This window comes from Paucibacter sp. DJ2R-2 (assembly GCF_025717675.1).
Taxonomy (GTDB): domain Bacteria; phylum Pseudomonadota; class Gammaproteobacteria; order Burkholderiales; family Burkholderiaceae_C; genus Paucibacter_A.
Genome location: NZ_JAJIRT010000003.1, coordinates 344988 through 370612 on the forward strand (window position 1 = coordinate 344988; position 25625 = coordinate 370612).

Genomic DNA, 25625 nt, shown 5'->3' on the forward strand with positions numbered 1-25625 from the left:
GGGATTCATAAACACCGTCATCAGGGCTGGTAGCTGACCGTCAGCTTGTAAGTGCCGGCGGCGTAGCCCTTGAGCAGCACATAGACCTCGCTGTTGCCGCTCAGATTCACGGCGCAGTTTTCGCTGGAGGTGCTGCCGTCGGACTTGCAATCAAAGCTGCTGGTCGTGGGCGCGGCGCCGACCTTGACGTAGAGGTCGATGTCGCCTTCGCCGATGGTGCTGGCTTTGAAGGCGCCGGCCTTGGCCTTGAAGGGGCCGAGCACCTGGCTGGCGCCCGTGGCCAGGCGGCCCTTGAGGATTTCAGTCTTGTCGCTGGGCACGCTGCTGCCGGGGCCGTCGCTGCCCAGTTCCACCGCATAGGACAGGCCCAGGCGCGCGAACTTCAACGAATGGTCGGCCTGGCTGCCGGTGTTGGCGTAGGTGTCGTTGGCGGTGTGGATCTTGGGGTTGTCCTGGTTGAAGGCGGCCTCAAAGGGCATGGACGCTGCGAAGCCCTGGGCGGTCCAGGAGGCATGGTCCGAGCAGCCGTAGCCGCAGACATCGGTGCCGATGCTCAGCTCGGGCTGGTAGGTCTGGATCAGGTTGTTGACGAACTGGTTCTGCGCCGCATCGGTGTAGTCGGTGTAGATGTAGATGTCCTTGGGCGAGCCCTTGTAGTTGGTCATGTCCAACTGCATCACGCCCACCACATTGGCGCCCAGGCGTTTGTGACTCTTGGCAATTTCCTGCGAGCCGCGCAGGCCCACTTCCTCGGCCGCGTAGGCCATGAACTGGATGGTGCGGCGCGGCTTGTAGTTGTTGGCCATCAGGGTGCGAATGATCTCGGTCAGGCTGGCCACGCCCGAGGCGTCGTCGTCAGCGCCCGGCGCCACCGTGGTTTCGGTGGTGTTGGAGCCGTTGATCGAGTCCATGTGCGCGCCCAGCACGATCACTTCGCGGCTGTTGTCGCTGCCTTTGATGGTGGCGATCACCGATTTTTGGGCCCAGGTCGGGTGGTTGAACTGCACCACCGAGTAGTCGCTGCGGCCGGCGCCCAAGGCGGCCCATTGCTGCTGGATCCAGTTCGACGCGGCCACGCCCGAGCTGGTTTTGTAGAAACGGTTGGTGAAGCTGGACAGGTCGATGATGGTCTGGCCGATGCGGCTGGCCTGCATCTGCGTCAGCATGGGCGTGACCAGGGCCTGCTGGTCGATCACGTAGCTGGGGCGCGAGAGCAGAGGCACGCGGCCTGCCGCCGTGGCGTCGCCCGTGCTGCTCAGTTGGCCGCGGGTCTTGGCAGCTTCGGCGCTGTGGGCTTGCAGGGTGGCCAGGCCGTCTTCCAGGCTGGCGTGGAACATATAGCCACCGCAGCGGCGCAGCTCTTCGTGGATGGAATCGGACAGCTGGCCGAGCAGGTCTTCGTCGATTTGCAGCAGGTGGATGGATTCGGGCTGGGCGGCTGCCGCAGTGCTGGCGGCACCGCTGCTCAGGCCGGGCCGGCGTGCTCCGTTGGCGGAGGTGAATTCACCGGAGCGGCTCAGGCCGCTGCTGATGCTCAGTCGGGGGCGGGCGCTGTCGCTGTGCTTTTGCAGCTGGGCCAGGGCGGCGTCGCCCAGGCTGATCCAGATCTTCTCGCCGGCCAGGCTGGCGTGGCTCAGCGCCGCCAGACTCAGGCCTAGGGCGGCCAGAAATGGTTTGTTCATGGACAGTCTCCTCGTCTTGGTTGTCGTAGAGCGCACGGCTCATGCTTTCGAACAGACGATCTTAGGAGGCTGCAAACGCAGAATCGACAGGGTTTTCGTGTGGATCTTTGCTCAATTGTTTCGCAAGTCTTTCGGGTATTCCCTAGTTTTTGCGTTCTTGCCAAGGTCGGAACTGACATCTGCATGCCACAAAAACTCCTGAAAAACCGAGTTGGCACCCAGGTGTGGCAATCACGCATCCCCTGAAACGGCCTCGTGAAAACCATGAGGACCACTGCCAGAATGTGGTCCGCGCCCGCTCCGGGAGCACCAGATCGGGATTTTCCGAGGGGCTCCAGAGTGGCAGGGCGCACATGTTCGAGTCCACGTAAGCAACAAAATGCTGCAGGCGGCCCACCAGGCCAAGCAGCGACTCTGAGGGTTTCTCATGTCCCGTTCCATCAAGCGCCAGGCCCCCATGGCCCTGACCGGCATCGCCTTGGCTAGCGCCCTGGCCTGTTCTTCTTCCTTCGCTGCCGAGACACAGTCGCTCGAGCGCGTTGAAATCATCGGCAGCCACATCAAGCGCGTTGACGCTGAAGGCGCTTCGCCCGTGGCCGTGTTCCGCCGTGAGGACATCGCCAAGAGCGGTGTCGCCACCGTGCGCCAGCTGGTTGAGCAACTGGCCGCCAGCACTGGCAGCCTGAGTGACCTGGGCGGCAGCAACAGCTTTGCGGGTGGCGCCTCTTCGGTGTCGCTGCGCAGCCTGGGCAAGCAGTCCACCCTGGTGCTGATGAACTTCCGCCGTGTCGCCAGCTATCCGCTGGCCGACTACAGCCAAGTTTTCACCAATATCGACACGCTGCCCTTGGAAGCCATCGAGCGCGTGGAAATCTTGAAGAGCGGCGGCTCTTCAATCTATGGCTCTGACGCTGTGGCCGGCGTGATCAACATCATCACCCGCCGTGACTTCCAAGGCTTGATTGGCAAGGTGTCTGGCGAGCGTTCCTTGTTGAACAGCCAGTTCAACGACAAGTCCGTGACCCTGACTGCCGGCTATGGCGATTTGGCCACCCAGCGCTTCAATGTGCTGGCCAATGTCGACCTCTACAAGCGCAACAGCGTGATGTGGAACGAGGTCTTGGGTGACTCTAATCCGGCCTACGCTGCCTTCTCCTCTGGCTTCGGCACCCCGTCGAGCTACAGCTACCCCGGCAACGTCTTGACCAAGGGTGCAAACGGCAAGAACACCATCGGCCCGGTGGCTGGCTGCCCAGCCAACCTCGTGATCGGTGGACTGTGCCAGTACGACCGCTATGAGCGCTTTGAAGCCACGCCCGCTGCCGACCGCGTGACGGCGCTGGTGGCCGCCAAGTTCCAGATCAATCCGGATCTGCAGGCCTATGGTGAAGCGCTGTACGCCAGCACCAAGACCAGCTACGAAAGCGCCTACAACGCCTATGGAACTGCCCAGGGTACGACCGTCTGGGGCGACCCAACGACCAATGGCCTGCGCAGCTTCACCAACCGCGGTCTGCCTGCTGGTCACCCACTCAACAACACCGGAGCCGAGGCTGAGTTCCGCTATCGCTTCGTGGACTCTGGCGCCGGCAGCGTTGTCGACACGGACCAGTACCGCGTGCTGGGTGGCCTCAAGGGCGTCTGGGGTGCCTTCGATTGGGACGGTGCTGTGGGCGTGATGGGCGGCAAGAGCCGCATGGCTCAGCGCGGCGCGTTCAGCGAAGCCGGCTTCAAGGAAGTCATCGGCGATTACACCAAGAAGGTCTTGGACCCCGACTTCTTCAACAAGCCCAATGGCTACAAGATCGGTCAAGTCAACAGCCCGGAAGTGCTGGCCAAGCTGTTCCCGACCTACGGCTATGACGCTGAGATCAAGCAGTACTTTGTCGACGGCAAGCTGACCGGCGAGCTGGGCAGCCTGCCTGCTGGCGCCATTGGTTTTGCGACCGGCTTCGAACTGCGTCGTGAAGAAGTGAAGATCACGCCCACGGGTGGTCTGGAGCGCGGCAACATCGTCGGCAACGGTTCGGTTCGTTCGGACGCGGCGCGCAACTTTGGCGCCTTGTTCGTGGAAGCCAACCTGCCCCTGACCAAGACCCTGGAGCTGGCCGCTGCTGGCCGCGTGGACAAGTTCCCTGGCTTCGGTGCGCACTTCTCGCCCAAGGTCGCTCTGCGCTTCCAGCCCAGCAAGGAGCTGCTGTTCCGTGCCACCGTGGAGACCGGCTTCCGTGCTCCGAATCTGACCGAGAACGCGCCTTCGACGAAGTTCGCATTCAACAACGGCATCAGCGACCCCAAGCGTTGCGCCGCGGCGACCAACTACGCCAAGGATCTGAAGGCGCAAGCCGCAGCTCTGCCGGCCAACAACCCCGACAAGCAGCTCTTGACCGCCCAGGCGGACAACGTGACCGGCGAATGCTCGCGCGGTCTGGCCAGCATCGTGGCTTACAACCCGGACTTGAAGCCTGAAACGGCCCGCTCCGCAACCCTCGGCTTGGCCTTCTCGCCCGTCAAGGACCTGAGCGCAACCATTGACTACTGGCATATCGAGCGCAAGGACGAAATCGGTCGCAAGGGGACCAACGACCTGCTGAACATCGAAGACACTTTGCCTGCCGGTGTGATCAACCGTCTGCCCTTGGCTGACGATCAGATTTTTGATGCCGCAGCCCGTGCCAAGTACGGTGTGACGGCCGGTCGTCTGACCTCGGTGGTCGCGACCTTCGAGAATCTGTTCCGCACCAAGACCTCGGGTTGGGATGTGACCGTCAAGGGTCAGGTCGTCACGGAAGTGGGCAAGTTCGGTGCCGATCTGGACCTGACTTACACCGAAGGCCTCTACTACTGGAGCGCTGCGCGCAAGGGCTATGGCGACAATATGGCAGGCCGCTACGGCACGCCGCGTTGGAAGTCGCGCTTCACCTTGAGCCACTCGGTGGCCAATGTGTCGCAGGCGCTGAGCTTCCACTACCAGAACAGCACGGCCCTGAACAGCGATTTCAATGCCCCTGCCTGGACCACCGAAGACTGCGCCAAGACCAAGGGTCTGAATGCTGATCAGTGCCGCTACGGTGCCTACTCGCGTGTGGACTACAACGTCAGCTACAGCCCGATCAAGGCTTTGAAGCTGAGTGCCAACGTTCGCAACATCCTGGGCACCCGCGCGCCGGTGGACTATCGCGGCTTCGGTATCGGTGGCGTGATTCCTCCGGATCGTGAAGACGTCCAAGGCCGCATGCTGCGCCTGGCTGCCGAGTACACCTTCTGGTGATCTGAGCTGCCCCGGGGGTATCTGGTTCGAGCCGACTCGCGAGAGGCGGCTTGGATCCCGAATCCCTCGAGCATGAACCTGAGAGGCCGGCTTGATGCCGGCCTTTTTTCATGCCCGCCCTTTTTACGGTTTGCCGGCTTTCGGCACTGAGCAGCCGTTCGATTGGGCGGAGATCGGGCCGACTGGGCACTCTGCTCCGTTCATGTCCCCCGGCCCCAGCCTTCGGCTGGCGCCTCCTCCTTTACTTCACTGCGCAGAGCACCCAGCCGCCCCGATCCAGCAAGGCTTTGCCCCTTCGACGAAGACGCCGCCCGATTGAACTGACAAGGGGTGTCGGGTGAGTGCTGAAGCGAAGTCAAGGAGGAGGGCCGCGCGCAGCGCGGGCCGGGGGACATGAGCGGAAGCACTCGCCCGGCGACCCTTGGCAACAGCCCAATCTGAGCGACTGCTGGGTGCCGAAACCCGCTGTCAGCTAGCCTTGCGCCAATGCCGCCTCAAGCTGCTGCTTCAAAGCACGCAGCCGCTGAAGCTCTTGCTCGGGCGCTTGCAGGGCGGGCCAGAGCAGGGCGACCAGATCGCGGGCGCTGCGGTCGGTGTCGATCTGGCGGCCCGTCAGGATGACCTCCCAGAGCATGTGCTCCATGGGGCCGAAGACCAGGGAGCGCAGCAGGCGCAGCGGGATGTCGGCGCGCAGCTCGCCGCTGGCCTGGCCGCGGGCCAGCAAGTCCATCAGGGGCGCGGTGTAGCGGCGCTGCAGTTCGACAAAACCATCGCCCAGCTTGTCGTCGCCGCTGCGCCGGCCTTCCGAGAGCACCAGGGCACACAAGCCCGTGCCTTGGATCAGAAACAGGCGCAAATGGGTGTGGACCATGAACTCCAGCTGCTCGCGCACCGAGGCTTCGCGCGGCAGGCCGGCCTCAATCTCAGCAATGATCTCGTCATACCAATCGGCGATCACGCGCATGCACAACTCGCGCTTGCCCCGGAAGTACGTGAATACCGTGGCCTCGGACACACCCAGGCGTTCGGCAATTTCGGTTGTCGTCGCACGCTCGAAACCTCGCTCGGCAAACACCTCGCGGCCCACGCGCAGGATGTCGCGCACGCGCTGCTCGGCCTTGGCGCCGGCGGGCGCACGGCGGGCGGGCTGCGTGGCCGCGGCTTTGGTGACGGCGGCGGTGGGGGAGGGCGTTGAGGCAGTCACGGCGCGATTCTGCGCAATAATTGAGTAGAACTCAAGTCGGACTTGCCAGTCTTTCCGGTCTGGCCTATTCTTCGCGCCTCGCCGCCTCTCACAATTGGTGTGCGAGGCCCTGAGAAGAATTTGAGTTGAACTCACCCGTGGCCCTGGCGTCGTCGCTGCGGGCCGCCGTTTTTCGGAGACCCCATGGCCCAGCTGACCACCAAGCTCAATGCCCGTTCGGCAGATTTCAAGTCCAACGCCGAGGCCATGCAAGGCCTGCTTGACGACTTGAATGCGCACCTGGCGCAGATCGCGCTGGGCGGTGGCGACGCGGCACGCGCCAAGCATGCGGCCCGGGGCAAGCTGCTGCCGCGCGACCGCGTCGAGATGCTGCTGGACCCGGGCACGCCGTTTCTGGAGCTCGCGCCCTTGGCCGCGCTGAACATGTACGACAACGCCGCGCCTGGCGCCGGCATGATCGCCGGCATCGGCCGAGTTTCGGGTGTGGACTGCATGATCGTCTGCAACGACGCGACGGTGAAGGGCGGCACCTACTATCCGATGACGGTCAAGAAGCATCTGCGCGCGCAGGAGATCGCGGCGCAGAACCGCCTGCCTTGCGTCTATTTGGTCGACTCGGGCGGCGCCAATCTGCCCAACCAGGACGAGGTCTTCCCGGATCGCGATCACTTTGGCCGCATCTTCTTCAACCAGGCCAACCTCAGCGCCGAGGGCATTCCGCAGATCGCTGTGGTCATGGGTTCTTGCACGGCCGGTGGCGCCTACGTGCCGGCCATGAGCGACGAGACCATCATCGTCAAGAACCAGGGCACCATTTTCCTGGGCGGCCCGCCGCTGGTGAAGGCAGCCACCGGCGAGGTGGTGACGGCCGAAGACCTGGGCGGCGGCGATGTGCACACCCGGCTCTCGGGCGTGGCCGACCATCTGGCTCACAACGACACCCATGCCTTGGCCCTGGCCCGGCAGTCGGTGGCGGCGCTGAACTGGCGCAAGGAAGGCGCGCAGCAGCAGCGCCTGCAAGCGCCGCGCGCGCCGCTGTTCGATGCGGCCGAGCTGCACGGCGTGATCCCCACCGACACGCGCAAGCCCTTCGATGTGCGCGAGGTCATCGCCCGCATCGTCGATGGCTCCGAGTTCGACGAGTTCAAGGCCCGCTACGGCGCCACCCTGGTCTGCGGTTTTGCGCACATCGAGGGGATGCCGGTCGGCATCGTCGCGAACAACGGCATCCTGTTTGCCGAGAGCGCCAACAAGGGCGCGCATTTCATCGAGCTCTGCTGCCAGCGCAAGATCCCCTTGGTGTTCCTGCAGAACATCACCGGCTTCATGGTTGGCCGCAAGTACGAGAACGAAGGCATTGCCCGCGCGGGCGCCAAGATGGTGACGGCGGTGGCCTGCGCCAGTGTTCCCAAGTTCACCATCATCATTGGCGGCAGTTTCGGTGCCGGCAATTACGGCATGTGCGGCCGTGCTTTCAGCCCGCGCTGGCTCTGGATGTGGCCGAACGCGCGCATCTCGGTGATGGGCGGCGAGCAAGCCGCTTCGGTGCTGGCCACGGTCAAGCGTGACGGCATCGAAGGCAAGGGCGGCAGCTGGAGCGCCGAGGAAGAAGAAGCCTTCAAGGCGCCGATCCGCCAGCAGTATGAAGACCAAGGCCACCCTTACTACGCGAGCGCCCGCCTCTGGGACGACGGCGTGATCGACCCGGCCGACACCCGCCGGGTGCTGGCTTTGGGTCTGTCGGCGGCGATGAATGCGCCGATTGCCGAGACGAAGTTCGGCGTCTTCCGCATGTGATGGGCCGCAAGGCTAGGCAAGACCTGACCCCCATGACCTTGATAGAACGCCTGCGCCGCATCGCTTTTCTGCCGGCCGCTCTGAAGTGCCTTTTGGCGGCCCCGCTGCTGGTCGGCGTGAGCGTTGTGCATTCGCAAGCCAGCGACACTGCGGTCACAGCTCCCGCTGCGGACGCCGAGCGTCTGCATCTCGATGTGCGCGAGCAGATCCTGCGCGTGCCGGTCGAGGTGCAGGATGCCTTTGGCAAGCCCAGCAAGGGCGATCTGCTGGTCACCACCTTCCGGCCGGCCGGCCCTGGGCCCTTCCCGCTGGTCCTGATCAGCCATGGCCGCTCGACCGACAAGCGTGCCGAGTACAAACGCCAGCGTTTCGAGACGGCCGCCCGCTACTTTGTGCGCAAAGGCTTTGCCGTGGCTGTGCCTCTGCGTCTGGGCTACGGCGAGCTGGCCGAGGCCGGCGACCCGGAGAGCAGCATCTCCTGCCGCGAGCCGCGTTTTGCGCCGGCCCTGGCGGCGGCCGCCTCGCAGATTCTGGCGGTGGTTGGCTATATGCAGCAGCAGGCTGACATCGATGCCAAGCGCGTGGTGCTGCTCGGGCAATCGGTCGGTGGCATCTCCACTGTGGCCGCCACGGCGGCCGGCTTGCCGGGGCAGGTGGCTTCGATCAATTTCGCCGGCGGCCATGGCGGCGACCCGGACAAACACCCCGGCGAGCCCTGCGGCGGCACGCAGCTGCGCCAGATCTACCAGGCTTATGGCGAATTGATCGCGCAGAACTCACCCCAGCTGAAGTCGCTCTGGGTCTACACCGAGAACGATCGCTACTTCGCGCCGCGCTACAGCCGCAGCTGGGCCAAAGCTTTTGCTGAGGCTGGCGCCTCACTGGATTACCGTCTCTTGCCTGCCTTCGGTGAAGACGGCCATACGCTGTTCGGTGCCGGCAGTGACAGCTGGCAGCCCCTGGTCGACGAGTTCCTGGCCCAGCTGGGCTTCAGCACCCCGGGGGTGATCGCCGTGCCGCCGGCCAATGCCGAGCTGGACGTGCAGGACGAAGCGGCCTTGCCCCTGAGCGGCTCCGGCGCCAAGGACAGCTATCGAAAATTTCTCGCCGCCAAGAAGCCGCGCGCTTTTGCCTTCAATGCGCAGGGCCGCACCGGCTATGCCTTTGGCGATGCGGCCGTGGCGCGGGCCCTGGCGTTTTGCCAGCGTTACAGCAACCAAACCTGTCAGTTGTACGCGGTGGACGACGCCGTGGTGTGGAGCAGAAAGCAGCAGCCATGAGTGAACAGCAGAGCAGCCTCAAGATCGAACGCAGCGGCCCCTCGGGCCAGATCGCCCGCGTCACCCTGAACCGCCCCGAGGTGCGCAATGCCTTCAACGAGGGCGTGATCGCCGAGCTGGGCGCTGCGTTCGCGGAACTGGGCCGGGACACCAGCCTGAGTGCCATCGTGCTGGCTGCCGAGGGCAAGGCTTTTTGCGCCGGCGCCGATCTCAACTGGATGAAGGCCATGGCCGGCTACAGCTGGGACGAAAACCATGCCGATGCCTCCCGCCTGGCCGAGATGCTCTGGACGATTTACAGCTGCCCGGTGCCGGTGATCGCCCGCGTGCAGGGCGATGTCTACGCCGGTGGCGTGGGCCTGGTGTCGGTCTGCGATGTGGTGGTCGCCGTGGACACGGCGGGCTTTTGCCTGTCCGAGGCCAAGCTGGGCCTGCTGCCGGCCACCATCGGGCCCTATGTCGTGCGTGCCCTGGGCGAGCAGGCCTCGCGCCGCTACTTCATCACCGCCGAGCGCTTCAGTGCCGCCGAGGCCCATCGCCTGGGTCTGGTCCATGAGTTGGCCACGGCCGAGACCCTGGACGAAAAGGTCGAAGCCCTGCTGTCCGCCCTCTGTGCCAACGGCCCGGCGGCGGTGCGCGCCTGCAAGTGCCTGGTGCAGGATGTCGCACACGCGACAATCACGGCTTCGCTGCGTGATGACACCGCGCGCCGCATCGCTGACATCCGTGCCAGCGACGAAGGCCGTGAAGGTGTGCAGAGCTTTTTGAACAAGAGCCGGCCGAGCTGGTTGGCCTGAGTTCTTTTCGATCCCGTTTGATGACTTCCAGCAGTACACCTTTGACACCCCAGCAGGATTGGCAGCGCCGCAGCGTGGCCGCCGTCTGGCACCCCTGCACGCAGATGGCGCGCGCCGAAGTCGTGCCGCCGCTGCCGATTGCCCGTGGTGCCGGCCCCTGGCTTTACGACTACGAGGGCCGGCGCTACTTCGATGCCAACAGCTCCTGGTGGGTCAATCTTTTTGGCCATGCCGATGCCGGCCTGAACGCCGCCATCAAGGCGCAGCTCGACACCTTGCCCCATGTGATGCTGGCCGGCTGCACCCATGCGCCGGCCGTGCGCCTGGCCGAGCGCCTGAGCGCGCGCACGGGCGGGGCCCTGGGCCATGTCTTTTTCGGCAGCGATGGCGCCAGCGCGGTGGAAATTGCGCTCAAGCAAAGCTTCCACAGCTGGCGCAACCGTGGCCGGGCCGAGAAGCGCGAGTTTGTCTGCCTGAAGAACGGCTACCACGGTGAAACCATCGGCGCCCTGGCCGTGACCGATGTGAAGGTGTTCCGCGACGCCTATGACCCGCTCTTGATGCGGGCGCACATCGTGGAGTCGCCCGATGCCCGCCTGGGCAACGAAGCGGCCGCCCTGGCTGCCATGCGCGAGCTGCTGAGCGAGCGTGGCCCGCACATCGCCGCCGTCATCATCGAGCCTCTGGTGCAAGGCGCTGCCGGCATGGTGATGTATGACGCTGCCTATCTGCGCGGCCTGCGGGCCTTGTGCACCGAGTTCGAGGTGCACCTGATCGTCGATGAGATCGCCATGGGCTGCGGCCGCACGGGGACCTTTTTTGCTTGGGAACACGCTTTGGTTGACGGTGGGCAAGCCAGCGCCGGGCCGTCCCAAGCTGGCGGCGCCCCCTCGGGGGGCAGCTCGTGTACCCACGAGCGTGGGGGCGTGTCCATGTGGCCCGACTTCATCACCCTGTCCAAAGGCATAACCGGCGGCACCATGCCCCTGTCCCTGGTGCTCACGACCGAGGCGGTCTACCAGGCTTTCTGGAGTGAAGACGTCAGCCGCGGCTTCTTGCATTCGCATTCCTACACCGGCAATGCCCTGGCCTGTGCCGCAGCGAATGCGGTGCTGGACCGCTTCGATGCCGGTCAGCTGCAGGCCAATGCCGAGCAGGCTCAGCTCTTGAAGCAGGCCTTCGCGCCGCTGGCCAGCCACCCACGCGTGGCCCATCTGCGCCAGCAGGGCATGGTGCTGGCCTTCGATGTGATCGAGCCGGGCCTGCGTTTTGCCGAGCGTTTCCATCTGGCCGCGCGCGCCCATGAGCTGCTGATTCGCCCCATCGGCGGCACCGTGTACCTGATGCCGCCCTATCTGATCGACGCCGAAGCGGCCGCCTTCCTGGCCCGCGCTGTGCGCCTGACCTTGGATGAGGTGCTGTCCCAATCTTCTGAGGGCAGCGCCCAGCCCGTGAGCAAAGAAGTCCATGTTGCTTGATCACCTGAGCGCCAAGCTGCGCACCATCGAAGCCCAGAGCCTGACGCGTTTCCTGCGCCAGGCCGAGAGCGGCACCGCGCCGCGCCAGCAGGTGCGCGGCGCCGACGGCCGCACGCGCGAGCTGCTGATGTTCTGTTCCAACGATTACCTGGGCCTGGCCGCCGAGCCCGCGCTGCGTGAAGCCTTGATCGAAGGCGCCCAGATCTATGGCGGCGGCTCCGGTGCCTCGCCCCTGATCAGCGGCCACAGCCGCGCCCATGAGCAGGTGGCTGAAACCTTGAGCCGCTGGCTGGTGCCCCACATCCCCGAGGCCCGTGCTCTGGGTTTTTGCACCGGCTATATGGCCAATCTGGCCGTGGTGACTGCGCTCGGCGATGAAGAGGCCGAGATCTTCTCCGAGGCCTGGAACCATGCCTCGCTGATCGACGGCACCCGCCTGGCACGCGCGCAAGTGAAACGTTATGCCCATGGCGATGTGGCGGCGCTGCGCGAGCTGCTGGCCGCCAGCACGGCCAAGGTCAAGCTCATCGTCACCGATGCGGTCTTCAGCATGGATGGCGATCTGGCGCCGTTGCCGGCCTTGCTGGCCCTGGCTGAAGAGTTCGATGCCTGGCTGATCGTCGACGACGCCCATGGGTTTGGTGTGCTGGGCGAGCACGGCCGCGGTTCACTGGAGCACTTTGGCTTGCGCAGTGAACGCCTGATCCTGGTCGGTACCCTGGGCAAGGCGGCCGGTCTGGCCGGCGCCTTCGTCGTGGCCCATGCCACCGTGACCCAGTACCTGCTGCAGGCGGCCCGCAACTACATCTTCTCCACCGCCTCGCCGCCGGCGGTCGAGCATGCGCTGCTGAGCAGCTTTGCCCTGATCGAGGGCGATCTGGGCAAGGCCCGACGTGCCAACCTTCGCCACTTGCAGGCGCGGCTGCGCGTGGGTGTGGATGCCTTGCTGGCCCGCCACCCGGCCCTGGGCTGGCGCCTGGCGCCCTCGGACACCCCTGTTCAGCCCATGATCGTCGGCGGCAATGCCGAGGTCATGGCCCTGGCCGCGCGCCTGGAGCGCGAAGGCATCCGCGTGCCGGGCATCCGTCCGCCCACCGTGCCCAAGGGCGAGGCGCGGCTGCGCATCACTTTGTGCGCGACGCACAGCGATGCGGATGTGGATCAGCTGCTTGCCGCGCTGGCTGAGGCTGCCGCCGACATGGACAGGGCCGCCGCATGAGAGGTTTTTTCATCACCGGCACCGACACCGAAATCGGCAAGACCAGCATCACCGCCGGCCTCACCCATCTGCTGGCCGAGGCTGATTTGCGGGTGGCGCCCATCAAGCCGCTGGCGGCGGGGCAGGAGCTGGTCGACGGCGCGTGGGTCAATGACGATGTGCAACGCCTGCAGGCGGCCCAGCGTCTGGGCATGCGCCCCGAGCAAGTCGGGCCTTTGCAGTTCCGCGCGGCCTGTGCGCCGCACATCGCCGCCGCCCTGGAAGGGCAGCGCATTGAGCGCGCGCCGCTGCTGGCCGCCATCCGCACCAGCGCCGCCCTGGGCGAGCTGGCCCTGGTGGAAGGGGTGGGCGGTTTCCGTGTGCCCCTGGGCGAGGGCTTTGACACCGCCGATCTGGCGCAGGATCTGGGCCTGCCTGTGGTCTTGGTCGTGGGCCTGCGCCTGGGCTGCATCAACCATGCCTTGCTGACGGCGGAAGCCGTGCGCGCGCGCGGCCTGGCCCTGGTCGGCTGGGTGGCCAACACCGTGGACACCGCCATGCCTTATGTGGCGGACAATCTGGCCGCGCTGGACGCGGCCCTGGCCGCGCCCTGCTGGGGCCATGTACCCCGCTTGTCTGACCCTTCCGCCGCGGCCGTGGCCGCCCATCTGAATCTTGAGCGCGTGCAAGCCTCGCTGGCCGCCTCTGCCACCTGATACCTGACATCTGCTGTTTTTCGGAATCGCCATGAGCCACTCTTCCCACACCCAAACCACCAACCAGATCCAATCGCTGACGCCGACCACGGACGCCGACCGCCAGAACGCCAAGCCCTGGACCGTCAACGAGGTGGTGGCCTTGTTCGATCTGCCCTTCAACGACTTGCTGTTCAAAGCCCAGCAAGTGCACCGCGAGAACTTCGATGCCAATGCGGTGCAGCTGTCCACGCTGCTGTCCATCAAGACCGGTGGTTGCGAAGAGGATTGCGCCTACTGCCCGCAGTCGGCCCACTTCGACACCGGCCTCAAGGCCGAAAAGCTGATCCCGCTGCAAGAAGTGCTGGAAGCTGCCCGCGCGGCAAAAGCCAATGGCGCCACCCGCTTTTGCATGGGCGCCGCCTGGCGCTCGCCGAAAGAGCGTCATCTGGAAGCCATTGGCGAGATGGTCAAGGAAGTCAAAGCCATGGGCCTGGAAACCTGCCTGACCGCCGGCATGCTGGGTGACGGCCAGGCCGAGCAATTGGCCGAAGCGGGCCTGGATTACTACAACCACAACCTCGACACCTCGCCCGAGTTCTACGGTCAGATCATCACCACCCGCACCTACCAGGACCGCCTGGACACGCTGGACCGCGTGCGCAATGTCGGCCTCAAGGTCTGCTCCGGTGGCATCGTCGGCATGGGTGAAACCCGCCGCCAGCGCGCCGGCCTGATCGTGCAACTGGCCAATCTGAACCCATACCCGGAATCGGTGCCCATCAACAACCTGGTGAAGGTTGAAGGCACGCCGCTGGCCGACAAGGGCACGGAGGCGCTCGACCCCTTCGAATTCATCCGCAGCATCGCCGTGGCTCGCATCACCATGCCTCGTGCCATGGTCCGCCTCTCGGCGGGCCGCGAAGAAATGCCCGAGAGCATGCAGGCCCTGTGCTTCCTGGCTGGCGCCAACAGCATGTTCTACGGCGACAAGCTGCTGACCACGAGCAACCCGCAGGCCGAGAAAGACCGGGCCCTGCTGAACCGCCTGGGCATGCGCTGCGCCAGCGAGGCCAATCTGGCGCCGCAAGAGGCAGCGGCTGGCTGTTCGCACGGCCACTGAGTGCGCGGAGCATGGCCATGAGTCTGTGCGCATCGACCTGGCGGCGCATGCTGTGCGCCGCCGTCGGAGCCTTGGCCTTGGGCGCCCAGGCGACGAAGGCCGGAGAGCTCTTGATCAGTCAGCAGCTGCTTCCGGGTGGTGAGCTGGAGGTCCGTTACACGCCTCCCGAGGGTGTGCATGAGCTGAGCTTTTTCGATGCCGCCCGGGACGCTCACAAGCGCTGGCGCGGCGAGATGATGAAGCCGCAAGGCTCATGCACAGAGCTGACGGCGACCGGCATCCGGCTGCGCCAAGAGCCTGACTGCCGCAGCGCCGTGCTGCGCCTGAAGGCGCGCGTTTTGGCGCTGGATGCGACCTACGAAGCGGCCCAGCCGCTCAGCGACTCCAGCGGCGTGCTCGCTTACAGCGGCCATGCAGCAGTCCTGCTCAAGGGCCATGGCTTGCGTTGGCGCTGGCTGCCGCCGCAAGGCGGCATCGTCATCCACCAGGGCCGCGTGGAGCGCGCGCCCGTCGAGCAGAGTGCGAGTGCGGAGCAAGTGGATCGCGTCCTGGCCGGCGCCTCTCGCGATGAAGTCCGTGCTCTCGGCGTGGCCCAGTATGTGTACATGGGAAGTTCCACGGGGCTGACCGCCTTGCCCGGTGCCAATGTCCTGGTCGACCCGAGCCTTGATAACGAGCGAGTTGCACGCATACGAAAAGTGCTCGACTACACCTTGGCCCGCCTGACCCAACTCTATGGTGCGGCCTTGCCCGGGCCGGGCGCGGTGGTCACTGCGGTATCGGGCCTGCCTGGTTTTCACGGCGACACCACGGCCGGGCGCATGATGCGCCTGCGCCTGCCGCGGACGCTGGAGACCATGCCCGGCACCGCCTTGGAAGGTTTCGTCACGCATGAGGTGGTGCATTGGTGGAACAGCGGGCTGTTCGGCACCGATCAGCAGCGCCCTTGGCTGCATGAGGGCCATGCCGAATGGATGGCTCGCTTGCTCTTGCGCGAGCAGTCGCTTCTGGATGCCGCGGAGCTGCGTGCCGATATCGAGTCGAACCTGAACAATTGCGTGGCCGCCCGCGGTGCGCAAGTGGCTGCCGCCATGAAGCCGGGGCGCCAAGGTGACGACGCCTATGCCTGCGGCATGAGTCTGATGTTGCTCGGCCAAGCCCAGCGCACGGCCCGCGACGACAAGCTGTCGGCCTTGGCTCAGATGGGGCCGCTGCACAGCAAGGACCGCCCGCTGGACGTGGCCGCCTTTGTGGCCTGGGCCGATGCCGGTTCCGCCGTGGCTGCGATGGCGCAGCTCTTGCAGGACCCGCAGCAGCCTTTTGCCAGCGGACTCTTGGCGCGCCTTCAAGCGCTGGGCCTTGCTGATCCCGAGCCGGTGCAGCGCAGCGAGCAGCTGCCCTTGGGCATGCGCAGGCAGTCGGCCGCCGCGCTGATGTCCGCCTTGATGCGCAGCGATTGCGGCGGCTCCGTCGGCTTCTGGACTTTGCCCCAGGCCTTCAGGTTGGACCCAGCTGTGCAGTGCCGCAGCCTTCGTGTCACTGGCGAGGTTGAGTCCCTGGCAGGGCAGCCGGTGCTGGCCGACCCTGTGGCGGCGTATGCCGCTGTGGCAAAGGCATGTCAGGGCGGGCAACCGATCGCAGTTCGCTATGCAGCGGGCCCGGACACCGAGCTGGCTTGCCCATCGAGCTTGCCGACGCCGCCTATGAATCAAGTGATTCGCCTGCGGGCAGACGCTTTGCGTCGACTGGGGCTGTGAGCCCCATGCAATACAAGCCGGACGCATTTCCGGGCCAAGAGGAGACCAAGCCATGTTTAAGAAGATCCTGATCGCCAACCGCGGCGAAATCGCTTGCCGCGTGGCGGCCACTGCGCGCCGCATCGGCGTGAAAACCGTGGCCGTGTATTCCGAGGCCGATGCCCAGGCCCGCCATGTGCAGGCTTGCGATGAAGCGGTGCTGATCGGCGGCCCGGCGCCGCGTGATTCCTACCTGCAGTGGCAGCGCATCATCGACGCCGCCAAGGCCACCGGCGCCGAAGCCGTCCATCCAGGCTATGGCTTTTTGAGCGAGAACGAGGAGTTCGCGCAGGCCTGCGCCGCGCATGGTCTGGTCTTCATCGGCCCGCCGGCCAGCGCCATTCAGGCCATGGGCTTGAAGGCCGAGTCCAAGCGCTTGATGGAAGCGGCCGGCGTGCCCCTGGTGCCCGGCTACCACGGCGCCGATCAAGACCCGGCCCTGCTCAAGGCCGAGGCCGTGCGCATCGGTTTCCCCGTCTTGATCAAGGCCAGCGCCGGCGGTGGTGGCAAGGGCATGCGGGCGGTGCACAGCGCCGACGAGTTTGATGCCGCGCTGGCTTCTTGCAAGCGCGAGGCGATCAATAGCTTTGGCGACGATGCGGTGCTGATCGAGCGTTATGTTCAGCGCCCTCGCCATATTGAGATCCAGGTCTTCGGCGACAACTTCGGCGACTGTGTCTACCTCTTCGAGCGCGATTGCTCGGTCCAGCGCCGCCATCAGAAGGTGTTGGAAGAAGCCCCGGCCCCGGGTATGACGGCCGAGCGCCGTGCCCAGATGGGTGGCGCGGCCGTCGCGGCGGCCAAGGCCGTGGGCTATAGCGGTGCCGGCACGGTGGAGTTCATTTGCGAGCAGGATGGTCGCTTCTACTTTATGGAAATGAACACGCGCCTGCAGGTCGAGCATCCGGTGACGGAAGCGATCACCGGCCAGGATTTGGTCGAGTGGCAGCTGCGCGTGGCCTCGGGCGAGCCCTTGCCGCTGAAGCAGGACGAGTTGAGCATGCATGGGCATGCCATCGAGGCGCGCATTTGCGCCGAGAACCCCGAGGCTGGTTTCCTGCCCGCTACCGGCGCGCTGAACGTGGCCCGCTGGCCCGAGCATGTGGCCTTCGAGCGTGGCCCGGTGCGGATTGACGCCGGAGTGGGCGAGGGCGATGCCATCAGCCCCTTCTACGATTCCATGGTCGCCAAGCTGATCGTCTGGGGCGAGGACCGTGCCCAGGCCCTGGCCCGCTTGGACGCCGCCCTGCGCGACACCCATATCGTCGGCCTGCAGACCAATGTGGCGTTTCTGCGCCGCTGCGCCGCCACGGCCTCGTTTGCCAGTGCCGATCTGGACACAGCCCTGATCGAGCGCGAGCGCGCGGCCCTGTTCGAGCAGCCAGGTCTTCCACTGCAGATCAGCGCGGCCGCTGTGGTCGCCCACACCCTGGCCGCCGAGGCGCAGCAACAGGATGCCGACCCTTGGAGCCGTCGCGACGGCTGGCGCTTGTTCGGCGCCTCGGCGCGCCGCTTCGATCTGGAGATCGCCGCACAGCGCCACGCGGTGCTGCTGTCGCGCCACCACCAGGGCGGCATGCAGCTGAGCATCGACGGCGGCGAGGCCCTGGCTTTTGCTGTCAACTCCAGCAGCCTGGAACGCCATGAGCTGCTCTTGGGCTCGGGCCTGGCGCAGCAGCGTGTGCTGGTGAACAGTTATGCCGACGGCGAAACCGTGGCCGTGTTCGCGCCGCAAGGCAGTGCCTACATCACCGAGATTGATGCCCTGGCCCATGCCGGCGACGGCGCCGCCGAAGCGGGACGCCTGACAGCGCCCATGCCCGGTAAGCTGGTCAGCTTCTTGGCGGCGGTGGGCGACAAGGTCAGCAAGGGCCAGCCCCTGGCGGTGATGGAAGCCATGAAGATGGAGCACACCATCAATGCGCCCAAGGACGGCGTGGTGGCCGAGTTGCTGTTCGCTGTAGGCGACCAGATCGGCGACGGCGCAGAGCTTTTGCGGCTCGAGGCTTGATGCGATAAGGGGCGCGGCGATGTTCGGAGCGCCAGCTGCGGCAATGGGCACTCAACCGTTGTTCGCGAAGAAATTTCAGCACGCAGAGCTCGCAGAGGACCGCAGAGGACGCTGAGACTAGAAATCCAGCTCTCTTCTCCGCGACCTCTGCGGTCCTCCGCGCACTCTGCGTTCGTATTCAAATCTCAGCGAACGACGGCTCTGTTCCGACAGCAGTCTTGCCCAGCAATGAGGAGTTTTAAATGAAGCTACCCAATCATGTCACCCTCGTCGATGTCGGCCCGCGTGACGGCCTGCAGAACGAGAAACAGGCGGTTTCCACCGAGGACAAGGCGCAGCTGGTGGCCATGCTGCAGGCTGCGGGCTTGAAGGAAATCGAGGTCACCAGCTTTGTGTCACCGAAGTGGGTGCCGCAGATGGCAGACAACATGGCGGTGATGGCGGCCATCGCCCGCCAGCCCGGTGTGCGCTATTCGGTGTTGACACCCAATCTCAAAGGCTTTGAGTCGGCCCTGCCCACCCGACCGGATGAGATCGTGGTCTTTGCGGCGGCGTCCGAGGCTTTCAGCCAAAAGAACATCAATTGCAGCATCGCCGAGAGCATCGAGCGTTTCGCGCCCGTGGTCGAAGCCGCGCATGCGGCCGGCATCAAGGTGCGTGGCGCCTTGTCCTGCGCGGTGGGTTGCCCTTACGAGGGGGACATCAGCGCCGACCAGGTTGAGCGCGTGGTGCAGCTGATGAAGGGCATTGGCGTCGATCACCTGGGCGTGGCCGACACCATCGGCGTGGGCACGCCGAGGAAGGTCCAGGCGGCCATGGAGCGGGCGCTCAAGCACTACCCTCTGGTCGAGGTGAGCGGCCATTTCCACGACACCTACGGCCAGGCCCTGGCCAATATCTACGCCTGCCTGGAGCTGGGCGTTCACCATTTCGACACCAGCGTCGCCGGCCTCGGCGGCTGCCCCTATGCCAAGGGTGCCACCGGCAATGTGGCCAGCGAGGACGTGGTCTTCATGCTGAACGGCTTGGGTATCGACACCGGCATCGACCTCGATCTTCTCGTCGACGCCGGAGCCTTCATCTCGGGCGTGCTCGGCCGTCCGCCGGTCTCGCGCGTGGCCCGGGCCTTGCTGGCGAAACGGGCGGGCTGAACCTGCTTTGAGATGAGTCCAAGAGCATGAGCCGATCGGCTCATGCCCAGGTATTGCGGGTCATTCCGAGGTCACGGCATTTGTCGACACTGCACGCTGCAGGTCTTGCACCAAGACAGCAGTCGCCAGTTCTACAAGCCCACCCTACGGAGTCGCCCACATGACCTTCGCACCGTCCCGCATCGCTGCCGCCATCGCCGGCCTCGGTCTTCTTGCCCTGAGCCAGAGCGCAATTGCCGGCCTCAGCCAGTTCTCCAATTTCACACCGATGACCGGCAATGTGGCTGCCGGCGCACTGCCCGAGACCGCACCTTTCCAGCTGTCTTCGGCCAACTTCAGCCAGACCATCCTGGCCGACCGCGCCACGCAGAACAGCCTGGTTCCGGGCAGCAACTCCGGTTCCTGGGACATGATCACCGCCAATGAGACCGGCCCGGACCGCGGCCGCTACCTCTTCATGCCCTTCGAGACCAACACCGCTGGCGTGCAGCGCGTGGACCTGTGGGACAACAACTACGCCACCCGCACCGTGACCATCGTCGCACCGGGTACCCAGAGCTTTGTCTCGGGCGACGCTTCGCGTTGGACCCCTTGGGGCAGCTATGTCACGGCCGAAGAGTCCTGGGGCACGGGCAGCACCCGTGGCCGCCTGTTCGAGCTGACCAATGCCACGACGGCCACGGCCAACGGCGGCAACTTCATCCAGCGCAGCATCCTGCCGCGTGTCTCCCACGAAGGCCTGGCTTTCGATCAGCAGAACAGCCTGTACTTCGTCGATGAGCTGAACGGCGGTTCCGTCTACAAGTATGTGTCGGCCAATCCCAATGCCAACAATGGCAACGACTACTTCGCAGCCGGCCAGACCTTCGCATTGAGGGTGGGTGCCGGTGGTCAGTTCGAAGGCACGAACGGCTCGGCCATCGCTGGTGCCGCTTCCTGGGTGGCCATCACCAACGCCAGCGGTGGTGCCCTGGCTGGTATCTCCACGGTGCTGGCTGATGGCACCATCGACGGCCGTGCCACAGCTGACCATGCCAGCGTGCTGGCCACTGGCTACAACCGTCCGGAAGATCTGGAGATCCGCACGCTGGCCAATGGCAAGCAGATCCTCTACTTCACCACCACCGACTCCGACAACGACGGCAACAGCAGCAACGGCCGTGGTCGCGTCTACTCGCTGAACCTGGACAGCACCGAGGTCAAGCTCTTCGCCGACAACAACACCATCGACATGGCCACCGGCCAGAAGGTCGGCGCCACCTGGAGCAACCCGGACAACCTGGCCATCGACGCCGACGGCAATATCTATGTGATCGAAGACCAGGACGGTGGCAAGGCCGACATCTGGTTCGCCCAGGACACGGATGGTGACGGCGTGGCCGATGCCGTCGGCAAGTGGGCCAGCCTGAGCACGACCGGTGCCGAACCTACCGGCCTGTACTTCGACACCCTGAACCCCAATGTGGCCTATGTGAACGTGCAGCATCCGAGCAGCGGTGTTGATCGCCTGGTCCAGATCACGGCCGTGCCTGAGCCGCAGACCTACGCCATGCTGCTGGCCGGCTTGGGCCTGGTGGGCTTCGTCGCCCGTCGCCGCAAGGCCTGACCGGCCCTGATGTTCGGCGCGGCCCCGGGCCCAGTGGGCCGGAGCTGCGCCGACCATTTTGTTTGATAACTTATTTTCTCGACGGCAAGCCAGCTCCTGAATTCGGCGTGCAAGCCAGCCTGTCGGCCTCAGTCCTCACGGAACCGACCCATGCTGAACTTGCACCCCGCCTCGCGCATCACCTTGGCTGGCTTGATGAGCTTGCTGACCTCTGTGGCCAGCCAGGCAGCGCCCAATGCGCTCAACGCCTTTGTGCAGACCAATCTGGTCGCCAACAGCGCCAAATACCAACCGACCGCTCTGATCGACCCGGATCTGGTCAACCCCTGGGGCATTGCCCTTCGCCCGCCCGGCATCGGCGGCCACATCTGGACCAGCAATGCCGGCACCGGCACGACCAGCACCTACATCGGTGATGTCAATGGTCTGCCTCTGCATCAGGATGGGCTCAAGCTCGTGCCCATCGTCACCAGCGCTCGCGACCGCGACCCCTTCGCCACCGGCAGTGACGGCGTGGCCCAGGTGACCGGCCAGGTCTACAACGCTGCCAGCGATGTGGCCGGCCAGCCGCTGGAATTCAAGGTCAGGGGCGCGGCCGTCAACTACAACAACGGCCAGAGCGCCGGCGTGATCGAGGGTGCCGCCAAGTTCGTCTTCGTGACCATGGACGGCACCATCAATGCCTGGCGCAGTGGCACCAACCCGGGCATGTTGGAAGCCGTGGTGGTCAAGGACTATTCCCTGATCCAGCCGGCCGCCCATGGCCTGCGCGTCGCCCCGGGTTACACCGGCGTGGCCATGACGACCGATGCTTGGCGCCTGGATGCTCAGGGCCAGAAGCTGGCCGACAATCGCCTCTATGCCGCCGACTTTGCCAACGGCCGCATCCAGACCTTTGACAACCAGTGGCAGGACGTCAGCGCCGCCGGCAGCTTCGCCCGGCCCGAGGGCCTGGCCTCCAGCTACCACCCTTTCAATGTGCAGGTGATGGGCGATCGGGTCTATGTGGCCTGGGCCGAAAACTCTTTTGAAATCGACGAACCGACCGAGGAGATCCCTGGCGCCGGCTTCGGTCGTATCGCCGCCTACGACCGCGATGGCCGCTTGCTGCAGGATTTCTCCGAGCACAGCCTGCTCAACGCCCCCTGGGGCATGGCGATCGCGCCGCAGAGCTTCGGTGCCTTTGCCGGCGCCTTGCTGGTGGCCAATTTTGGCGATGGCACCATCGCCGGCTACGACGTGCAGAGCGGCGCCTCGTTGGGCTATCTGCGCGATACGCAGGGTGAGGTCATCAGCATCGACGGCATCTGGGGTCTGACCTTCGGCAACGGCGTGGCGCTGGGCGACGCCAACGCGCTCTACTTCACGGCCGGCCCGGATGAAGAGCGCGACGGACTGCTGGGCAAGCTGGAGCTGGCGCCGGTGCCCGAGCCCGGCACAGTCGCCCTGATGAGCCTGGGCTTGCTGGGTCTGTTCGGCCTGCAGGCCCGGCGTCGCCGCCAGGCCTGAGCTCAGCTCAAGCGCGCGCGCAGGAAAACCAGCGTGCGCTGCCAGGCCTGCTCGGCGCAGGCCGCATCAAAGACATGGGCGCGGCTGCTGTTGAAGAAGCCGTGGGCGGCCGGGTAGTGGTGGATTTCGGCGCCCGGCGGCAGCTGGGCCACGAAGGCCCGCACGGCCGCGGGCGTGCACCAGTCGTCGATGTCGGCATAGTGACCCTGGAATGGGATCTTCACATTTTGCGGCGCCGCAAAGTCGGCCGGCGGGATGCCGTAGAAGCAGCTGGCGGCGGACAAGCCCTGCACATGCACGGCGGCCGCCACCGTCAGTGCGCCGCCCATGCAAAAACCGCTGACCCCGACCTTGGGGCTGCCGCATTGCTCGCGCAGATGGCGCAAGGCGCCGGCCAGATCCTGGTGGGTGGCGTCGGCAAAGCTCAGGCCGCTCATCAGGTGGCTGGCCTCGTCGGCATCGCTGGCATGGCGGCCGCGGTAGAGGTCGGGCGCCAGGGTGTGAAAGCCGGCCGCCGCATAGCGGTCGGCGGTGGCGCGGATGTTCTCGTTCAGGCCCCACCATTCCTGCAAAAGGATCAAGCCCGATGCGTCAGGCCGTGAGGCGGTGGCCAGGTAGGCGGGGCTGTGGGCGCCGTCGGGGCGCTGGAATTCGATCATCTGACCCATGGCAGGTCGCTCCTTCGGTGTCGCGGCCCGCCATGCTGCCACAGACCGCGGCTCAAGCCTCGGGCAGCAGCAATTGCAGGCCGATGCCGCGCCCATCCAAGCCATCGCAGAAGCTGAGCTCGGCGTGCATGCGGTCGGCCATGCGCTTGACGATCGCCAGGCCCAGGCCGGTGCCTTGCTCGCTGCTGCCGGGCACGCGGTAGAAACGTTCGAACACGCGTTCGCGCTGTTCGGGCGCAATGCCTCGGCCGTTGTCGCGCACGCGGACCTCCAACGCCGGCCCGAGCCGACTCAAGCTGACCTCGACGCGACCCCCTGGGGCGGTATAGCGGATGGCGTTGTCGATCAGGTTGTCGACGATGGAGCAAAAGCCTTCGTGCTCCAGGCGGAAGGGCAGGCTGTCGGGGGCCTGCAGCGAGATCTCGATGGCACGTGGCCGAGCCAGCCCGGCCAGCAGGGCGACTCGTCCGCGCAGCAGATCGGCGGCATCGACCGGGCTGGCCTCGGGTTCGCTCGGCCCGGCCTCGGCGCGGGCCAGGGTCAGGAGCTGGGCCAGCAGATGGGACACGCGGGCGATACCTTGCTGGAGGGCGCCGGCGGCCTCGTGGCGAGCGGGTCCTTCGGCTTCGCTGAGCAAGAGATGAGCCTGGGCATTGACGGCGGCCAGGGGCGTGCGCAGCTCATGGGCGGCGTCGGCCAGGAATCGCCGCTCCAGCTCCAGGCGCTGGGCCTCGTGCGCCAGCAGATCATTGAGTTCGCGCAGCACCGGCGCAGTCTCGGCGTAGAGGCGATCCACCTGCACCGGCGCCGTGTCGCCAGCCCGACGTTTGGCGATGCGCTGCGCGAGCTGCGCCAGCGGCCTCAGGCCGACGCGCACACTCAGCCAGATGACCAGGCCGTGCCAGAGAAAAACGCCCAGCTGCGACTTCAGCACCAGCCAGAGCAGGGGCAGCACCGCGCTCAGCGGGGTTTCTAGGGGTTCGGCGATCAAGAGCACACGGCCCATGCCCTGGCCCGGATCCGAGCGCTGGACCATCCAGCGCGGCGCCTCGCCCGGGCCCGGTGCTGCGTCCAGGCGCGTGGTCGGCGCATTGGCGCTGCGATACAGCAGCCGGCCTTGGTGGTCCCAGAGCTGGTAGACGGAGCGCAAGCCCTTGGCGACGTCTCCCTCCAGACCCAGCAAGGCCATCACGGCATCCTCGGTGCTGTCCATTCGGGCTTGCAGTTCGGCCTCCGGGCTGAGCGCGGCGCCGGCCAGCACCGTCGCCATGCGCTGCAGCCGGGCGTTCACTTCGGCCTCGCCCCAGGCCACGCCGCGCCAGGTCAGCAGCGCGGCCAGGGCCAGCCAGGCCAGCACCAGAGCCAGGGCCTGCCATGCGATCAGGCGCTGGATCAGCGAGGGGTAGCGCTGCACCGCGGCCTGTACATGTGTGTTCTTGCTCGCCATGGCCACCTTCATGCACTCGGCACATCGAGCACATAACCGACACCGCGCACGGTGCCGATCAGCTCGTTGCCCAGCTTCTTGCGCAGCTTGTAGACATGGACATCGGTGGCATTGCTGTCCAGGGTGTCGGCGAGCTGGTGGCGGGCATCGATCTGGGCTCGGGTCAGCACCCGTCCCGGCTCGGCCGCCAGGGTCAGGAGGATGTCGTACTCGCGCGCCGACAGCATCACTTCCTGGTTGTTCAGCAGCACGCGGCGGCGCGCAGTGTCGATGGACAGCGGGCCGAGCTGCCATTGATTGCTGGCCTGGCCGCTGTGGCGGCGCAGCAGGGCGCGCACGCGCGAGAGCAGCTCTTCCATGGCGAAGGGCTTGCCCAAGTAGTCATCGGCGCCGGCGTCCAGGCCCAGCACGCGCTCGCCGACGCTGTCGCGTGCGGTCAGCAGCATCACTGGTGTTTGCCGGCCAAGCTGGCGGAACCAGGCCAGCAGGTCCAGGCCCAGCTCGTCGGGCAGGCCGATGTCCAGCAGCAGCAGTGCGAAATCCATTTCGCCGAGAAAGCGGCGAGCATCGCCGCCGTTGCGCAGCCAGACGACCTGGTGGCCGGCCATGCTCAACACACGTTGCAGGGAGTTGCCCAGGGGCAGATCGTCTTCGACAAGCAGGATGTTGGCCATGTGCGGGAGGGCTGGCGCGTGAGTCCGGAGTTAGGCGTTGGCGGCGGATTCTAGGGCGGGTATCTGGCAGGGCTGTGGCCTGCCTGGAGCGGGTCTTCATCCAGGCTTCATCTGGGCATCATTTCGGTTTCCTCGCGCCCGGCTGCGGTGCGTTCGCCAGCCGCTGCTGGCGGGCCGCACCGTTCACAGGGCCTTCATGCGCCCGGTTTCAAACTGGCCGCTTGATTCACAACATCGA

17 protein-coding genes and 2 pseudogenes are annotated in these 25625 nt (G+C 65.8%); 14 read left to right on the top strand and 5 right to left on the bottom strand.

Annotated features, from left to right (window positions below; translation table 11 throughout):
- Nucleotides 1-20 precede the first annotated feature (20 nt).
- Nucleotides 21-1682: a M20/M25/M40 family metallo-hydrolase gene (locus tag LNV28_RS10810; RefSeq protein WP_263519757.1), complete on the bottom strand. Its 1662-nt coding sequence runs from the start codon at nucleotides 1680-1682 to the stop codon at nucleotides 21-23.
- Between the two features lie 427 nt (nucleotides 1683-2109).
- Between LNV28_RS10810 and LNV28_RS10815 the strand changes: the two genes are divergently transcribed.
- A complete protein-coding gene (locus LNV28_RS10815; protein WP_263519758.1) occupies nucleotides 2110-4953 on the top strand; it encodes a TonB-dependent receptor domain-containing protein in 2844 nt (947 codons plus the stop codon).
- A 472-nt stretch (nucleotides 4954-5425) separates the two neighbouring features.
- On the opposite strand, the gene LNV28_RS10820 is transcribed toward LNV28_RS10815, so the two are convergent.
- Nucleotides 5426-6157 (bottom strand): TetR/AcrR family transcriptional regulator, encoded by a 732-nt coding sequence (locus tag LNV28_RS10820; protein ID WP_411969953.1) that lies wholly within the window; start codon nucleotides 6155-6157, stop codon nucleotides 5426-5428.
- A gap of 183 nt (nucleotides 6158-6340) precedes the next feature.
- On the opposite strand from LNV28_RS10820, the gene LNV28_RS10825 reads away from it, so the two are divergent.
- From LNV28_RS10825 to LNV28_RS10880, 13 genes and pseudogenes are all read left to right on the top strand, one after another.
- Nucleotides 6341-7954 carry a carboxyl transferase domain-containing protein gene (locus LNV28_RS10825; RefSeq protein WP_263519759.1) on the top strand — a complete coding sequence of 538 codons (1614 nt, stop codon included), beginning with the start codon at nucleotides 6341-6343 and terminating at the stop codon, nucleotides 7952-7954.
- Between the two features lie 32 nt (nucleotides 7955-7986).
- The gene (locus LNV28_RS10830; protein WP_263519760.1) at nucleotides 7987-9234 is read left to right on the top strand and encodes an alpha/beta hydrolase family protein; all 1248 of its coding nucleotides are present in this window, start codon (nucleotides 7987-7989) and stop codon (nucleotides 9232-9234) included.
- Nucleotides 9231-10031, top strand: coding sequence for an enoyl-CoA hydratase/isomerase family protein (locus LNV28_RS10835; protein WP_263519761.1), 801 nt, complete (start codon nucleotides 9231-9233; stop codon nucleotides 10029-10031). Before LNV28_RS10830 ends, LNV28_RS10835 begins: the two co-directional genes overlap by 4 nt.
- A gap of 20 nt (nucleotides 10032-10051) precedes the next feature.
- Nucleotides 10052-11509 carry an aminotransferase class III-fold pyridoxal phosphate-dependent enzyme gene (locus LNV28_RS10840; protein ID WP_263519762.1) on the top strand — a complete coding sequence of 486 codons (1458 nt, stop codon included), beginning with the start codon at nucleotides 10052-10054 and terminating at the stop codon, nucleotides 11507-11509.
- A complete protein-coding gene (gene bioF, locus LNV28_RS10845) occupies nucleotides 11499-12728 on the top strand; it encodes an 8-amino-7-oxononanoate synthase (RefSeq protein WP_263519763.1) in 1230 nt (409 codons plus the stop codon). The genes LNV28_RS10840 and bioF overlap by 11 nt, the downstream gene beginning before the upstream one ends.
- The gene (gene bioD / locus LNV28_RS10850) at nucleotides 12725-13423 is read left to right on the top strand and encodes a dethiobiotin synthase (RefSeq protein ID WP_263519764.1); all 699 of its coding nucleotides are present in this window, start codon (nucleotides 12725-12727) and stop codon (nucleotides 13421-13423) included. The genes bioF and bioD overlap by 4 nt, the downstream gene beginning before the upstream one ends.
- A gap of 31 nt (nucleotides 13424-13454) precedes the next feature.
- Nucleotides 13455-14525: a biotin synthase BioB gene (bioB, locus tag LNV28_RS10855; protein ID WP_411969954.1), complete on the top strand. Its 1071-nt coding sequence runs from the start codon at nucleotides 13455-13457 to the stop codon at nucleotides 14523-14525.
- 17 nt (nucleotides 14526-14542) lie between these two features.
- Nucleotides 14543-16282, top strand: a complete 1740-nt coding sequence (locus LNV28_RS10860; RefSeq protein ID WP_263519765.1) for a hypothetical protein — start codon at nucleotides 14543-14545, stop codon at nucleotides 16280-16282.
- A gap of 52 nt (nucleotides 16283-16334) precedes the next feature.
- Nucleotides 16335-18332: an acetyl-CoA carboxylase biotin carboxylase subunit gene (locus LNV28_RS10865; protein ID WP_263519766.1), complete on the top strand. Its 1998-nt coding sequence runs from the start codon at nucleotides 16335-16337 to the stop codon at nucleotides 18330-18332.
- Between the two features lie 242 nt (nucleotides 18333-18574).
- The gene (locus LNV28_RS10870) at nucleotides 18575-19483 is read left to right on the top strand and encodes a hydroxymethylglutaryl-CoA lyase (RefSeq protein ID WP_263519767.1); all 909 of its coding nucleotides are present in this window, start codon (nucleotides 18575-18577) and stop codon (nucleotides 19481-19483) included.
- A gap of 457 nt (nucleotides 19484-19940) precedes the next feature.
- Nucleotides 19941-20960: pseudogene (locus tag LNV28_RS10875) on the top strand (alkaline phosphatase PhoX); the annotation flags it as partial.
- A 42-nt stretch (nucleotides 20961-21002) separates the two neighbouring features.
- Nucleotides 21003-21089 (top strand): annotated as a pseudogene (locus LNV28_RS25210) (FxDxF family PEP-CTERM protein); the annotation flags it as partial.
- 150 nt (nucleotides 21090-21239) lie between these two features.
- Complete coding sequence (locus LNV28_RS10880) at nucleotides 21240-22598, top strand: TIGR03118 family protein (RefSeq protein WP_263519769.1); 1359 nt, start codon at nucleotides 21240-21242, stop codon at nucleotides 22596-22598.
- Nucleotides 22599-22600: 2 nt separating this feature from the next.
- Here the strand turns inward: LNV28_RS10880 and LNV28_RS10885 are convergent, their stop codons facing one another.
- The 3 genes from LNV28_RS10885 to LNV28_RS10895 are packed head-to-tail and all read right to left on the bottom strand — an operon-like array spanning nucleotide 22601 to nucleotide 25387.
- Nucleotides 22601-23266: a dienelactone hydrolase family protein gene (locus LNV28_RS10885; protein WP_263519770.1), complete on the bottom strand. Its 666-nt coding sequence runs from the start codon at nucleotides 23264-23266 to the stop codon at nucleotides 22601-22603.
- Nucleotides 23267-23318: 52 nt separating this feature from the next.
- Complete coding sequence (locus LNV28_RS10890; RefSeq protein WP_263519771.1) at nucleotides 23319-24713, bottom strand: sensor histidine kinase; 1395 nt, start codon at nucleotides 24711-24713, stop codon at nucleotides 23319-23321.
- Between the two features lie 8 nt (nucleotides 24714-24721).
- Entirely contained in the window at nucleotides 24722-25387 is a 666-nt protein-coding gene (locus tag LNV28_RS10895) for a response regulator transcription factor (protein ID WP_263519772.1), read from the bottom strand.
- Nucleotides 25388-25625 lie beyond the last annotated feature (238 nt).